Origin of the sequence: Streptomyces nogalater, assembly GCF_039532885.1 — a bacterium.
Lineage (GTDB): Bacteria > Actinomycetota > Actinomycetes > Streptomycetales > Streptomycetaceae > Streptomyces > Streptomyces nogalater.
Map to the genome: position 1 here is coordinate 157445 of NZ_BAAASM010000036.1, position 14006 is coordinate 171450.

The 14006-nt window shown below is 69.8% G+C and carries 13 protein-coding genes; 12 read left to right on the plus strand and 1 reads right to left on the minus strand.

What is annotated here, in order from left to right; all coding sequences use genetic code 11:
• Positions 1 to 198: 198 nt before the first annotated feature.
• The 6 genes from arc (at position 199) to prcA (ending at position 6345) form a co-directional block, all read left to right on the plus strand.
• Positions 199 to 1965 carry a proteasome ATPase gene (gene arc, locus ABD350_RS24100; protein ID WP_344350386.1) on the plus strand — a complete coding sequence of 589 codons (1767 nt, stop codon included), beginning with the start codon at positions 199 to 201 and terminating at the stop codon, positions 1963 to 1965.
• Between the two features lie 231 nt (positions 1966 to 2196).
• Positions 2197 to 3708 carry a depupylase/deamidase Dop gene (dop, locus tag ABD350_RS24105; protein ID WP_344350387.1) on the plus strand — a complete coding sequence of 504 codons (1512 nt, stop codon included), beginning with the start codon at positions 2197 to 2199 and terminating at the stop codon, positions 3706 to 3708.
• Positions 3709 to 3879: 171 nt separating this feature from the next.
• Positions 3880 to 4098, plus strand: a complete 219-nt coding sequence (locus ABD350_RS24110; RefSeq protein WP_030608326.1) for a ubiquitin-like protein Pup — start codon at positions 3880 to 3882, stop codon at positions 4096 to 4098.
• Positions 4099 to 4140: 42 nt separating this feature from the next.
• Positions 4141 to 4734, plus strand: a complete 594-nt coding sequence (locus tag ABD350_RS24115) for an endonuclease VII domain-containing protein (protein WP_344350388.1) — start codon at positions 4141 to 4143, stop codon at positions 4732 to 4734.
• Positions 4686 to 5531 carry a proteasome subunit beta gene (gene prcB / locus ABD350_RS24120; RefSeq protein WP_344350389.1) on the plus strand — a complete coding sequence of 282 codons (846 nt, stop codon included), beginning with the start codon at positions 4686 to 4688 and terminating at the stop codon, positions 5529 to 5531. The genes ABD350_RS24115 and prcB overlap by 49 nt, the downstream gene beginning before the upstream one ends.
• A gap of 61 nt (positions 5532 to 5592) precedes the next feature.
• A complete protein-coding gene (gene prcA, locus ABD350_RS24125) occupies positions 5593 to 6345 on the plus strand; it encodes a proteasome subunit alpha (RefSeq protein WP_344350390.1) in 753 nt (250 codons plus the stop codon).
• Positions 6346 to 6405: 60 nt separating this feature from the next.
• Here the strand turns inward: prcA and ABD350_RS24130 are convergent, their stop codons facing one another.
• On the minus strand, positions 6406 to 7422 hold the full coding sequence (locus tag ABD350_RS24130; protein WP_344350392.1) for a LacI family DNA-binding transcriptional regulator: 1017 nt from the start codon (positions 7420 to 7422) through the stop codon (positions 6406 to 6408).
• A gap of 106 nt (positions 7423 to 7528) precedes the next feature.
• Here ABD350_RS24130 and ABD350_RS24135 point away from each other — a divergent pair, with 106 nt between their 5' ends.
• From ABD350_RS24135 to ABD350_RS24160, 6 genes are all read left to right on the plus strand, one after another.
• A complete protein-coding gene (locus tag ABD350_RS24135; protein WP_344350393.1) occupies positions 7529 to 8788 on the plus strand; it encodes an MFS transporter in 1260 nt (419 codons plus the stop codon).
• A 9-nt stretch (positions 8789 to 8797) separates the two neighbouring features.
• Positions 8798 to 10159: a Pup--protein ligase gene (pafA, locus tag ABD350_RS24140; RefSeq protein WP_030608306.1), complete on the plus strand. Its 1362-nt coding sequence runs from the start codon at positions 8798 to 8800 to the stop codon at positions 10157 to 10159.
• A 142-nt stretch (positions 10160 to 10301) separates the two neighbouring features.
• On the plus strand, positions 10302 to 11306 hold the full coding sequence (locus ABD350_RS24145) for an FKBP-type peptidyl-prolyl cis-trans isomerase (protein WP_344350395.1): 1005 nt from the start codon (positions 10302 to 10304) through the stop codon (positions 11304 to 11306).
• Between the two features lie 83 nt (positions 11307 to 11389).
• A complete protein-coding gene (locus ABD350_RS24150) occupies positions 11390 to 11761 on the plus strand; it encodes an FKBP-type peptidyl-prolyl cis-trans isomerase (protein ID WP_344350397.1) in 372 nt (123 codons plus the stop codon).
• 122 nt (positions 11762 to 11883) lie between these two features.
• On the plus strand, positions 11884 to 12837 hold the full coding sequence (locus ABD350_RS24155) for a helix-turn-helix transcriptional regulator (RefSeq protein ID WP_344350398.1): 954 nt from the start codon (positions 11884 to 11886) through the stop codon (positions 12835 to 12837).
• 14 nt (positions 12838 to 12851) lie between these two features.
• Complete coding sequence (locus ABD350_RS24160; RefSeq protein ID WP_344350400.1) at positions 12852 to 13856, plus strand: helix-turn-helix transcriptional regulator; 1005 nt, start codon at positions 12852 to 12854, stop codon at positions 13854 to 13856.
• Positions 13857 to 14006 lie beyond the last annotated feature (150 nt).

The following is a 14006-nucleotide window of genomic DNA, read 5'->3' on the forward strand; positions in this document are numbered from 1 at the left end:
ACGAAGGGTTTCGACCACAGCATGCATGGAACAAGCTGCTTTCCCCTCACGTTGAGTGGGTATCCCCTCCGTGCGAGGGAGTGTGCAGCGGGTGACCGACGACACACCTTGACAGTCTTTGTGATCTAGGGGTTTCAATCGACACCCACCCAGGTAGGGTCTGGAAGCGTCCAGCTCCCCTTGGAGGAGGTGAGGACCGTGGCAGCCCACGACGACGACATGAACCGCGGCATCCGCCCGGGACGCGGGTCCGACGACCCGGCCGGGCAGATCGCCTACCTTGAGCAGGAGATCGCCGTCCTGCGCCGCAAGCTCGCCGACTCTCCGCGTCACACGAGGATTCTCGAAGAGCGGATCGTCGAGCTGCAGACCAACCTGGCCGGCGTGTCCGCCCAGAACGAGCGGCTGGCCAACACCCTGCGCGAGGCCCGCGACCAGATCGTGGCCCTCAAGGAGGAGGTCGACCGGCTCGCCCAGCCGCCGGCCGGCTTCGGTGTCTTCCTGCAAGCCAACGAGGACGGCACCGCCGACATCTTCACCGGCGGCCGCAAACTCCGGGTGAACGTCAGCCCCAGCGTCGAAGTCGACGAGCTGAGGCGCGGCCAGGAGGTCATGCTCAACGAAGCGCTCAACGTGGTCGAGGCCATGGAGTTCGAGCGCGTCGGCGACATCGTCACCCTCAAGGAAATCCTGGAGGACGGCGAGCGCGCCCTCGTACTGGGGCACACCGACGAGGAGCGGGTGGTCCGGCTCGCCGAGCCCCTGCTCGGCATCACCATCCGCGCCGGCGACGCCCTCCTGCTCGAACCCCGCTCCGGCTACGTCTACGAGGTCGTACCCAAGAGCGAGGTCGAGGAGCTGGTCCTCGAAGAGGTCCCCGACATCGGCTACGAGCAGATCGGCGGCCTCGGCAACCAGATCGAGGCCATCCGCGACGCGGTCGAGCTGCCGTACCTCTACCCCGACCTGTTCAAGGAGCACGAGCTGCGCCCGCCCAAGGGCGTCCTGCTCTACGGCCCGCCCGGCTGCGGCAAGACCCTGATCGCCAAGGCCGTCGCGAACTCGCTCGCCAAGAAGGTCGCCGAGGTCACCGGCCAGGCCGCGGGCAAGAGCTTCTTCCTGAACATCAAGGGCCCCGAGCTGCTCAACAAGTACGTCGGCGAGACCGAGCGGCAGATCCGCCTGGTCTTCCAGCGGGCCCGCGAGAAGGCCAGCGAGGGCACCCCCGTCATCGTCTTCTTCGACGAGATGGAATCCCTCTTCCGCACCCGCGGCTCCGGTGTCAGCTCGGACGTGGAGAACACCATCGTCCCCCAGCTGCTCGCCGAGATCGACGGTGTCGAGGGCCTGCAGAACGTGGTCGTCATCGGCGCCTCCAACCGCGAGGACATGATCGACCCCGCCATCCTGCGCCCCGGCCGGCTCGACGTGAAGATCAAGATCGAGCGTCCCGACGCCGAGGCCGCGAAGGACATCTTCGGCAAGTACCTCACCGAGCGCCTCCCGCTGCACGCCGACGACCTCACCGAACACGGTGGGGACAAGGCCGCCACGGTCCAGGGCATGATCCAGACCGCAGTCGAGCAGATGTACGCCGAATCCGAGGAGAACCGCTTCCTGGAAGTCACCTACGCCAACGGCGACAAGGAAGTCCTCTACTTCAAGGACTTCAACTCCGGCGCCATGATCGAGAACATCGTGGGCCGCGCCAAGAAAATGGCGATCAAGGACTTCCTGGAAAAAAGCCAGAAGGGTCTCCGCGTCTCCCACCTCCTCCAGGCCTGCGTGGACGAGTTCAAGGAGAACGAGGACCTGCCCAACACCACCAACCCCGACGACTGGGCCCGCATCTCCGGAAAGAAGGGCGAACGGATCGTGTACATCCGTACCCTCATCACCGGAAAGCAGGGCGCGGACACCGGACGCTCCATCGACACGGTGGCGAACACCGGTCAGTACCTGTAACGGCAGGGCGGCTGCGGGTGCCCTCGACGGGTACCCGCAGCCGCCTGTTTTTCCGGCCACGACCGGAGCAGCCAATGACGCAAATGATCTCCCCACCAGCGCAAAGGCGTTCTAGGCTCGTTCCTACCGCCGCGTCGCGCCGTGCGGGGACGGGCACCGCACACGCACCGGAGCGCCAGCGCACTTGAGCGGCGCCCACGACCGAGGGTGCCGCCGGGCAAGGAGGGCCGCATGACCGTACGGCGAGTAATGGGCATCGAGACGGAGTACGGGATCTCCGTCCCCGGCCACCCCAACGCCAATGCCATGCTCACCTCGTCCCAGATCGTCAACGCCTACGCGGCGGCGATGCACCGGGCCCGCCGGGCCCGCTGGGACTTCGAGGAGGAGAACCCGCTGCGGGACGCGCGAGGCTTCGACCTCGCCCGGGAGGCCGCCGACGCCAGCCAGCTCACCGATGAGGACATCGGCCTGGCCAATGTGATCCTCACCAACGGCGCGCGCCTGTACGTCGACCACGCCCACCCCGAATACAGCGCCCCCGAGGTCACCAACCCCCGCGACGCCGTCCTGTGGGACAAGGCCGGCGAGCGGATCATGGCCGAGGCCGCCGAGCGGGCCGCACAGCTCCCCGGCGCCCAGCCGATCCACCTCTACAAGAACAACACCGACAACAAGGGCGCCTCCTACGGCACGCACGAGAACTACCTGATGAAGCGGGAGACCCCCTTCTCGGACATCGTGCGCCACCTCACGCCCTTCTTCGTCTCCCGCCAGGTCTTCGCCGGCGCCGGCCGCGTCGGCATCGGCCAGGACGGCCACGAGCACGGCTTCCAGATCAGCCAGCGCGCCGACTACTTCGAGGTCGAGGTCGGCCTGGAGACCACGCTCAAGCGCCCCATCATCAACACCCGCGACGAGCCGCACGCGGACGCCGAGAAGTACCGCCGCCTCCATGTGATCATCGGCGACGCGAACCTCTCCGAGATCTCGACCTACCTCAAGCTGGGCACCACCGCGCTGGTGCTGTCCATGATCGAGGACGGCTTCATCGCCGTGGACCTCGCCGTCGACCAGCCCGTGCGCACCCTGCACCAGGTCTCCCACGACCCGTCGCTCAAGCGCCTGGTCACCCTGCGCAGCGGGCGCACCCTCACCGCGGTCCAGTTGCAGATGGAGTACTTCGAACTGGCCCGCAAGTACGTCGAGGAGCGCTACGGCGCCGACGCCGACGACCAGACCAAGGACGTCCTCAGCCGCTGGGAGGACACCCTGACCCGGCTGGAGAACGACCCCATGAGCCTGGCCGGCGAGCTGGACTGGGTCGCCAAGCGCGAGCTGATGGAGGGCTACCGCCGCCGCGACGACCTCGACTGGGACGCCGCCCGGCTGCACCTGGTCGACCTCCAGTACGCCGACGTACGCCCCGAGAAGGGTCTCTACAACCGTCTGGTGGCCCGGGGACGCATCAAGCGCCTCCTGGACGAGTCCGAGGTCGACAGGGCCCGTACGAAGCCGCCGGAGGACACCCGGGCGTACTTCCGCGGGCGCTGCCTGGAGCAGTACGCCGACGACGTCGCGGCCGCCTCCTGGGACTCGGTGATCTTCGACCTCCCGGGCCGCGACTCCCTCCAGCGCGTTCCAACCCTGGAACCGCTACGCGGAACGCGAAATCACGTCAAGGAACTCCTTGACCGCTGTCGCACGGCGGAAGACCTGGTCAGGGTCCTGTCCGGCGGCTGAGCAGGGCCAGCGGGTCCTCGGACCGCTCCGGGCGGGCGGGGTGGAAACCCCACCGCCCGGGAATCATCGAGGTGGCCCCCGCACGTTGTGGAAACTGCGGGGCCGATGTCGGACCCGGCCTATAGGGTCTGATCATCACCGATCGGCAGGCGAACTGAGCGGGGTGAGGTTATGGCGACCAAGGACACCGGCGGCGGCCAGCAGAAGGCCACCCGGTCCACCGAGGAGGTCGAGGAGCAGGCGCAGGACGCGCAGGCTTCGGAGGACCTGAAGGAACGACACGAGAAGCTGTCGGACGACGTGGACTCCGTCCTGGACGAGATCGACGACGTCCTTGAGGAGAACGCAGAGGACTTCGTGCGAAGCTTCGTTCAGAAGGGTGGCCAGTAGGCTGGTTCTTCCTTCGAATCGAAGGTATGGGGCGGGGTACGGTTGGCAACCGAAGAAAGCGTGAAGCGCTGCTCGCGGTGCAAGCAGCACAAGCCGCGAGTGGCGTTCGCGCGAAACAAGGCAATGGTCGACGGGTTGCAGGCGTATTGCCGTGAGTGCGCGGCCGCCTATCACCAGCAGCGGCAGGTGGCCAAGGGGCGCAAGGTCCGACCAAGGGTGGAAGCTCCCCCGGGGCACAAGCACTGCCGTACGTGTGGCGAGATCAAGCCGCACGGCGAGTGGGCGAGGAACCGCAGCGCCTCGGACGGTCTGGCGACTCTCTGCAAGGCATGCAAGGCGGCGAAAGGGCGAGAACGCCATCTCCAGCGCAGCTATGGTCTGACCGAGGCTGAGCGTGACGCGATGATCGCCGCCCAGCGGGGTTTGTGTGCGATCTGTCTGGACGCCCCGCCCGTGCATGTGGATCACTGCCACAGGACGGGTAGGGTCCGTGGCGTACTGTGCTTCAACTGCAATTCGGCCATCGGCAAATTGCGGGACGATCCCGACGTTGGTCGTCGTGCTGTTGCATACCTGGAAGGAAACCTGTGGAAGCCAACACTCGTAGCACCGGGCGTCTACCAGCTGCCTTCCTGACGCCAGGATCCTCTTCGTTCATGGACTTCCTCGCCGAGCACCAGCCCGAGCTGCTGCCCGGCAACCGGCAGCTTCCGCCCACCCAGGGCGTGATCGAGGCGCCGCACGGAACGACCATCGTGGCCGTGACGTTCCCCGGCGGGGTCGTGCTCGCCGGTGACCGCCGGGCCACGATGGGCAACGTGATCGCCCAGCGGGACATCGAGAAGGTGTTCCCGGCCGACGAGTACTCGGCGGTCGGTATCGCCGGTACCGCCGGCCTGGCCGTGGAGATGGTCAAGCTCTTCCAGCTGGAGCTGGAGCACTTCGAGAAGGTCGAGGGCGCCCAGCTGTCGCTGGAGGGCAAGGCGAACCGGCTGTCGACCATGATCCGTGCCAACCTCGGCATGGCCATGCAGGGCCTGGCCGTGGTCCCCCTGTTCGCGGGGTACGACGTGGACCGCGCGAAGGGGCGCATCTTCTCCTACGACGTCACGGGCGGCCGTTCCGAGGAGCACAACTTCGCGGCGACGGGCTCGGGCTCCATCTTCGCGCGCGGTGCGATGAAGAAGCTGTTCCGGGACGACCTGACCGAGGAGCAGGCCACCACGCTGGTGGTGCAGGCCCTCTACGACGCGGCTGACGACGACTCGGCGACCGGTGGTCCCGATGTCGCCCGCCGGATCTACCCGATCATCACCGTGATCACCGAGGACGGTTTCCGCCGGCTCACCGAGGAGGAGGCGTCGCAGCTGTCCCGCGCCGTGCTCCAGAAGCGCCTGGAGGAGCCCGACGGCCCCAAGGCCGCCCTGCTCTGAGCGCGGGCCCGGTTCTTATCAAGGTGATCCAGTGACCATGACAGAAAGGGACGGATAACCGGTGTCGACGCCGTTCTATGTCTCACCTCAGCAGGCCATGGCCGACCGGGCGGAGTACGCCCGCAAGGGCATCGCCCGTGGCCGCAGCCTGGTCGTGCTGCAGTACGCCGACGGCATCGTGTTCGTCGGGGAGAACCCGTCCCGCGCGCTGCACAAGTTCAGCGAGATCTACGACCGGATCGGCTTCGCCGCGGCCGGCAAGTACAACGAGTACGAGAACCTGCGCATCGGCGGTGTCCGCTATGCCGACCTGCGCGGTTACACCTACGACCGCGACGATGTCACCGCGCGCGGCCTGGCCAACGTCTACGCGCAGACGCTGGGCACGATCTTCTCCTCGGCGGCCGAGAAGCCGTACGAGGTGGAGCTGGTGGTGGCCGAGGTCGGGGAGACCCCGGAGGGCGACCAGATCTACCGGCTGCCGCACGACGGCTCCATCGTGGACGAGCACGGCTCGGTCGCGGTGGGCGGCAACGCGGAGCAGATCAGCAGCTTCCTGGACCAGCGGCACCGCGACGGCATGAGCCTGGCGGAGGCGCTGAAGCTGGCGGTGCAGGCGCTGTCCCGGGACACCAACGGCGGCGAGCGGGAGATTCCCGCCGAGCGGCTGGAGGTGGCGGTGCTGGACCGTACGCGCCCGCAGAAGCGGAAGTTCAAGCGGATCGTCGGCCGGCAGCTGGACCGGCTGCTGGCGGTGGACGGTGCGAGCACGGAGGCGGAGAGCTCCGCGGAGGACGGTTCCGAGGAGGAGTGAGCCGTCCGCGGCGCACGCAGCGGGACGCCCCGGCCGTGGCAGGCCGGGGCGTAGCGCGTTCTAGGGCGTGCGTGGCGGGGCCGTGGAGCCCCGGACGACGAGCTGGACGGGGATGTCCCCGCTCTCCGGCCGGCGGCCCTCCAGGACGGCCAGCAGGGCCCGCATGCCGCGTTCGCCGAACAGCTCGGCGTCCAGTCGTACCGTCGTCAGCTCGGGGTCGATGGCGGTGGCCAGGGCGAGGTCGTCGAGGCCGGTGACGGAGATGTCGTCGGGGATGCGCAGGCCGAGGCGGCGCAGGGCCTTGTAGGCGCCGGCGGCGAGTTTGTCGTCGTCGCAGACGATGGCGGTGGGCCGGGGGCCGGCCGCGGTGAGGGCGGCCTCGGTGGCGGTGCGCGCGCCGTCGATGGAGATCGGGGCGCGGGCGGTGCGGACCTCGGTGCCGGGGACGGCGGCCATGCGGGCGGCCAGTTCCCGCGCGCGGACCTCGAAGGTCCAGGAGGGGACGTCGGCGGCCAGGTGGAGCACCCGGCGGTGGCCGAGGTTGAGGAGGTGCTCGGCGACCTGGCGGACGCCGTCGGCGATGTCGAGGTTGACGGTGGCGGCGCCGAGGCTTCCGGCGGGGTCGCTGTCCAGCATGACGAGCGGGAGCTGGTCGCCGCGGATGTCGGTGAGGGCGTCGGCGGCCATGGAGGAGGCGATGACGCCGTCCAGGGCGGCCTGGGCGGAGGCGAAGGGGTCGCGGGCGGGGCCGATGCCTTCGGGGGAGGGGTAGAGGACCACGCCGAAGCCGTGCGCGGCGGCCACCCGGGCGGCGCCGGTGTAGACGCCGGCGAAGAACTCGGTGGTCAGGGCGGGGACGACGAGCAGGACCGTGCGGGTGCGGCCGAGGCGGAGGTTGCGGGCGGCGAGGTTGGGCCGGTAGCCGAGGTCGCGGGCGGCCTGGCGGACGCGTTCGGCGGTGGTCTCGGAGACCCGGCCGCGCCATTTGTCGCCCAGCACGAGGGAGACGGCCGCCTGGGAGACCCCGGCCGCGTGGGCGACGTCCCGGCTGGTCGGGCGCGTGCTGCTGCGTGCCACGGTGGGCGTGCTCCTTCGGGTGGACGTGTGGACCACGTGTGGACGTGTGAACAGCGCACATGGTACGTATGAGGAAGGAAGTTATACGTAACACTTGGAGGCGGGCATGGCCACGGGGTACCTGGAGATCCTGCGGGCGAGACATGCGCTCCGGCTGCTCGCCGGGACTTTGGTGGGCCGGCTGCCGAACGCGACGGCGGCCATCGCGCTGGTGCTCTTCGTCCGCGCCGAGGGCGGTACCTACAGCCTGGCCGGCGCCCTCGCGGCCGTGTACGGCGTGGCCAACGCCGTCGGTCAGCCGGTGCTGGGCCGGCTCGTGGACCTCTACGGCCAGCCGCGCGTCCAGCTGCCCGCGGCCGTCGTGGCGGCGCTGGCCATGACGGTCTTCGCGTTCCGCGGTACCGACCCGCTGCCGCTGGCCTACGCGGCCGTCGCGGTGTCCGGTCTGTTCGCCCCGCCGCTGGAGGGTGGCCTGCGCGCCCTGTGGCCGTCCGTGCTGCGCCGCGAGGAGCAGGTGCACACCGCGTACGCCATGGACGCGATCGCGCAGGAGGTCATGTTCACGGTCGGCCCGCTGCTGGTGACCGTGTGCGTCTCGGTGTGGGACGAGCGGGCCGCCCTGCTCGTGCTGAACCTGCTGGGCGTGCTCGGCGCCCTGTCCGTGGTCGTCTCGCCGCCCTCGCGCGCCTGGCGCTCGGCCCCGCGCGAGGCGCACTGGCTGGGCGCGCTGCGCTCGCCCGGCCTGCTGGCGCTGCTCGCCGCGTTCCTGTTCGTCGGCATCGCGCTGGGCTCCATCACGGTCGCGGCGGTCTCGTACGCCGACGGCCACGGCGGTGACGCGGTCTACGGCTGGCTGATGGCCGGGCTCGGTCTGGGCGCGCTGGCCGGCGGCACCGTCTACGGCGCCCGGCAGTGGGCGGGCTCGCCCGAGCGCCGGCTGAGGGGCCTGGTGGCGCTGCTGGCGGTGTGTTACCTGCCGCTCACGCTGACACCGGGCACGGTCTGGATGGTGCTGCTCAGCGTGGTCTCCGGCGTCTTCCTGGCGCCCTGCATAGCGTGTGCGTTCATCATCGTGGACCGGCACGCGCCGAGGGGCACGGTCACCGAGGCGTTCTCCTGGCTGGTGACGACCTTCACCGTGGGCGCGTCGGTGGGAACGGGCCTGGCGGGGCCGGTGGTACAAGCCGGCGGGACCGTGTGGGGCTTCGGCCTGCCGAGCGTGGCCGGGGCGGTGTCGTTGCTGGTCCTGCTCGCCACCGGAGGGGTCCTCGCAGCTCCCGCGCGGGGCGATGTCGTTGCGGCTTCATCGGAAAATGATCCAAATCGTGCCCTCGAACCCCGTTTCAGCTCGGGGGATCGGGCGTAATGTTCCCTCATGGACCGCCGCATTTTCGGGCTGGAGAACGAGTACGGCGTCACGTGCACGTTCAGGGGACAGCGGCGCCTGTCTCCTGACGAGGTGGCGCGGTACCTCTTCCGCCGTGTCGTGTCATGGGGCCGCAGCAGCAATGTCTTTCTGCGAAACGGCGCCCGGCTCTATCTCGACGTGGGCTCACATCCGGAATACGCGACCCCCGAATGTGACAACGTGACCGAACTGGTCACCCACGACAAGGCCGGCGAGCGCATTCTCGAAGGACTCCTGGTGGACGCGGAACGACGCCTGCACGAGGAGGGAATCGCGGGCGACGTCTACCTCTTCAAGAACAACACCGACTCGGCGGGCAACTCCTACGGCTGCCACGAGAACTACCTGGTGGCCCGGCACGGGGAGTTCTCCCGGCTCGCGGACATTCTCATCCCCTTCCTCGTCACCCGGCAGCTGCTGTGCGGCGCCGGCAAGGTACTGCAGACCCCGCGCGGTGCCGTCTACTGCGTCAGCCAGCGCGCGGAGCACATCTGGGAGGGCGTCTCCTCGGCGACGACCCGCTCCCGGCCCATCATCAACACCCGCGACGAACCCCACGCGGACGCCGAGCGCTACCGCCGGCTGCACGTCATCGTCGGCGACTCGAACATGTCCGAGACGACGATGCTGCTGAAGGTCGGCGCCACCGATCTGGTGCTGCGCATGATCGAGGCGGGCACGGTGATGCGCGACCTCACCCTGGAGAACCCGATCCGGGCGATCCGCGAGGTCAGCCACGACATCACCGGCCGGCGCAAGGTGCGCCTGGCCAGCGGCCGGGAGGCCTCCGCGCTGGAGGTGCAGCGCGAGTACTTCGACAAGGCGCTGGACTTCTGCGACCGCCGGGGCATCCGCACCGGCACCGTCGCGCAGGTCCTGGAGCTGTGGGGCCGCACGCTGGAGGCCATCGAGACCGAGGAACTGGACCGCGTCGAGACCGAGATCGACTGGGTCATGAAGTACAAGCTCATCGAGCGGTACCGGGCCAAGCACAACATGACGATGTCGCATCCGCGCGTCGCCCAGATAGACCTCGCCTACCACGACATCCACCGCCGTCGCGGCCTGTACTACCTGCTGGAGAAGAAGGGCCAAGCCGCCCGGATCTGCAACGACTTGAAGATCTTCGAGGGCAAGTCGGTTCCCCCGCAGACCACTCGGGCCCGGCTGCGCGGCGACTTCATCCGGCGGGCGCAGGAACAGCGCCGGGACTTCACGGTCGACTGGGTGCATCTGAAGCTCAACGACCAGGCGCAGCGCACCGTGCTGTGCAAGGACCCGTTCCGTTCCGTGGACGACCGGGTGGAGAAGCTGATCGCCGGTATGTAGCGGCGACGGGGCGGACCGTCCGCCCGGCCGCGACATGCGGGAACGCCACACGGGCGCCGTACGTTCCGCGTACGGCGCCCTTCTCTGGTCGTAGAGTTGCGCGCACGCCACCCGCAGGACCAACCGATTACGAGGCTCTTCCGTGCGCCGACGCTCGCTTCTCCTCGCCGCCGTACCCGCAGGACTGGTCACCCTCGCCGGATGCGGTGACGACTCCTTCGACCCCAACAGCACCGACGCCTCGCCGTCGGCCTCCGCGTCCTCCGCGCCCCCGCCCAAGATCGTGGACGGGCCGCTGCCGGCGATCACGGAGGGCAAGAAGTTCGGTGAGAAGCCGACGGTCGCCAAGGGGCCGGGCACCCCGTCGAAGAACCTCGCTGTCCGCACGGTGATCGCGGGCGGCGGGCGGACGGTCGCGGAGAACGACTTCATCCGGGCGGACTACCTCGGCCAGATCTGGGACACCGGCAAGATCTTCGACAACTCCTACGACCGCAAGCGCCCGCTGGTCATGCAGCTCGCCAAGGGCAGCATCATCGACGGCTGGCGGTACGCCCTCCAGGGCAGGAAGACCGGCAGCCGCATCGAGATCGCCGTCCCGCCCACCTGGGGCTACGGCGAGAGCGGCAACCCGCAGGCGGGCATCAAGGGCACCGACACCCTGGTCTTCGTCATCGACCTGATCGAGTCCTTCAACTCCAGGAGCTCCGCCAAGGGCACCGCGGTCCCGCAGACCGACGCCGCCCTGCCGAAGGTGGGCACCGCCACCGACGGCCAGGCACCGAAGGTCACCGTGCCCACGACGGCCCCGCCGAAGAAGCTCGTGTCGCAGTACGTCCTGGAGGGCGACGGGCCCGCGCTGAAGGCCGACCAGACGGTGCTGTGCCAGTTCCAGGGCCTGGTCTGGGACGGCGGCAAGGCGTTCGAGCGGACGTACGGCTCGGGCCGGCTCAGCCAGTTCGCGCTGCAGCAGATGGAAGACGTGGTCAAGGGCCTGGCCCAGGGTCTGACCGGCAAGAAGGTGGGCAGCAGGGTGCTGATCGTCGTTCCGCCCGAGCTGGCCTACGGCGACAACCCGCCGAGCGGCGGGGCCATCAAGAAGGGCTCCACCCTCGTGTTCACGGTGGACATCCTCGCGGCGATGTAGGGCGGGGCCCGCGGCGGGCGGGAGATCGCCGGGGATGAAAGACTGTCCGGGATTCGTGCCGTACACAAGCAGGAGCTTTTGACGTGAACATCGACAAGCCCGAGATCGACTTCCCGGGCGGCGAGCCCCCGAAGGACCTTGAGATCAAGGACATCTGGGAGGGTGACGGCCCGGTCGCGCAGGCGGGCCAGACGGTCACCGTCCACTACGTGGGCGTCGCCTTCAGCACCGGCGAGGAGTTCGACGCCAGCTGGAACCGCGGTACTCCGTTCCGCTTCCCGCTCGGCGGCGGCCGGGTCATCAAGGGCTGGGACCAGGGCGTGCAGGGCATGAAGGTCGGCGGCCGCCGCCAGCTGACCATCCCGGCCCACCTCGCCTACGGCAACCAGAGCCCGACCCCGGCGATCAAGCCCGGTGAGACCCTCATCTTCGTGGTGGACCTCCTCGCCGTCTGATCCGCGGACGTGATCACCTGGGGCCCATGCCCGACCGGGCATGGGCCCTCGGCTTTTGCCGACGCCCCGCGGAGCGGTACGGTCATCGGTCGGAAGCACCATAGGGAAGGCGAAGGGCGTCGATGGCCATTGCCAAGGCCGAGCGGCTGATGAACCTCGCGCTGTGTCTGCTCGGCGCACGCCGGCCGCTCAGCAAGCGTGAGCTGCGCGAATCCATCGAGGCCTATCTGGAAGCGGGCTCCGACGACTCCTTCAACCGCATGTTCGAGCGGGACAAGGACGACCTGCGCGAGCTGGGCCTGGTCATCGACACGGTCGAGAACCTGGACGGCGAGGTCGGCTATCTCGCCCGCCGCGACAGCAACCGCCTGCCCCCCATCACCCTGGACGCCGAGGAGGCCGCCGCCCTCGGCCTCGCCGCCAAGGTCTGGCAGCAGGCCCGGCTGGCCGGCGCGGCCAGCGGAGCCCTGCAGAAGCTGCGCGCCGCCGGGCTGCCCGAGGACGTCGACCCCTACGGGGCGCACGGCGCGCTGGAGCCGCGCATCCCGGTGCACGAGGCCGCCTTCGAGCCGCTGATGCTGGCCTGCCGCGACCGCCGCCCGGTCCTGTTCGAGTACCGCAAGGCCACCGCCGCCCGCCCCGAGCCCCGGCATGTCGAACCGTGGGCGCTGGAGTGCTGGCGCGGCCACTGGTACCTGGCCGGCTTCGACCGCGACCGGGGTGCCGAACGCGTCTTCCGGCTGTCCCGGATCACCGGCAAGGTCCGCTCCCGCGGTACGGGCTTCACCGCGCCGGTGCCGGACGTCGTCACCGTGCGCGAGACCGTCGCGAGCTGGGCCGGCGAGATCGCCGACCGCTCGGCGCTGATCCGGCTGCGTTCCGGCGCCGGTTACCCCCTTCGGGCGAAGGCCGCGAAGGTCCGGGAACTGGGTGACGGCTGGGACGAGTTGGAGATTCCGTACGGGCGCGGCCTGGACGCCTGGCTGGTGGAGTTCGGGCCGGACGTGGTGGTCCTGGAGCCGGCCGAGCTGCGGGCCGACGTGGTGGACCGGCTGCGCGCCGTGGCCAAGGGCTGAGGGGGAGCGGGACAGTGGCAGGCAAACCGGCCAGGACCGGCAACGCGATCGACCAGACCCGGCGGATGCTCTCCCTGGTGACGTATCTGCGCGAGCGCCCCGGCGCCCGGATCGCCGATGTCGCGCGCGCCTTCGGTATCAGCGAGGACGAGCTGGTCGCCGACCTCGATGTGCTGCCCATGTGCGGCACCAGCTTCCGCGGCGGCGATCTGCTGGACATCGACACCGACGGCGAGCGCATCTGGTGGCACAATCCGGCCGCGCTCGGCGAGGAGGCGGCCGAACCGCTCCGGCTGGCCGCCGACGAGGCCACCGCTCTGCTGGTCGCGGCCCGCGCGGTCGCCACGCTGCCCGGCCTCAGGGAGAGCGACCGCCAGGCCCTGCTGCGGGCCACCGCCAAGGTGGAGGCCGCGGCCGGCGAGGCGGCCGGCGCCAGCTCCCGGCTGTCGGTGACCTTCGAGTCCGAGGGCGGGGTCTTTGCCGACGTCGACCGGGCGATCTCCGAGCGCCGCCGGCTGTGGATCCGCTACTACTCACCGGCCCGCGACGAGGTCACCGAGCGCGAGATCGACCCCATCCGGCTGGTCAGCGTCGGCCACACCTATGTGGAGGCGTGGTGCCGCCGCTCCGAGGCCCGGCGCACCTTCCGGCTGGACCGGGTCGCCGAGATCAAGATCCTCGACGCGCCCTCGGCCCCGCCCGAGATAGAACTGCGCGACCTCTCCGAGGGCCTGGTGCAGCCGGCCGCCGAGGACCCGGAGGTCGTGGTCGAGGTCGGCCCCGGCGGCCGCTGGATCGCCGAGTACTACCCGCACGACAGCGCCGACGAGCTTCCCGACGGCGGACTGCGTATCACCCTGCGCACCCCCGACCCGGCCTCCCTGCGCCGGCTGGCGCTGCGGCTCGGCCGGGACGGCCGGATCGTCTCGCCGCCCGAGCTGGCGGAGAGCGCCCGCGGGGCGGCCCGCGAGGCCCTGGCGGCGTACGACGTTCCCGCCGACGCGGTGAAGGTGCCGTAGGCGACCGGGGCCGTACGGCCGCCGGAACCGGGGTCGTAGGGCCCTGACGGTGAACGACCGGGTGTGATCGGTTACGACCAGAGGATTCGGCTGCGTCCCAGAGGAACGACCAGAGGGAGAGGGAGCGAGGGCCTGTGAGCGAGTTTCCGG

Coding starts and splice junctions, on each gene's coding strand:
- dop (WP_344350387.1), top strand. CDS start 2,197: ATGACCGTACGGCGAGTAATGGGCATCGAGACGGAGTACGGGATCTCC.
- ABD350_RS24155 (WP_344350398.1), top strand. CDS start 11,884: ATGGCCATTGCCAAGGCCGAGCGGCTGATGAACCTCGCGCTGTGTCTG.
- pafA (WP_030608306.1), top strand. CDS start 8,798: ATGGACCGCCGCATTTTCGGGCTGGAGAACGAGTACGGCGTCACGTGC.
- ABD350_RS24135 (WP_344350393.1), top strand. CDS start 7,529: ATGGCCACGGGGTACCTGGAGATCCTGCGGGCGAGACATGCGCTCCGG.
- ABD350_RS24110 (WP_030608326.1), top strand. CDS start 3,880: ATGGCGACCAAGGACACCGGCGGCGGCCAGCAGAAGGCCACCCGGTCC.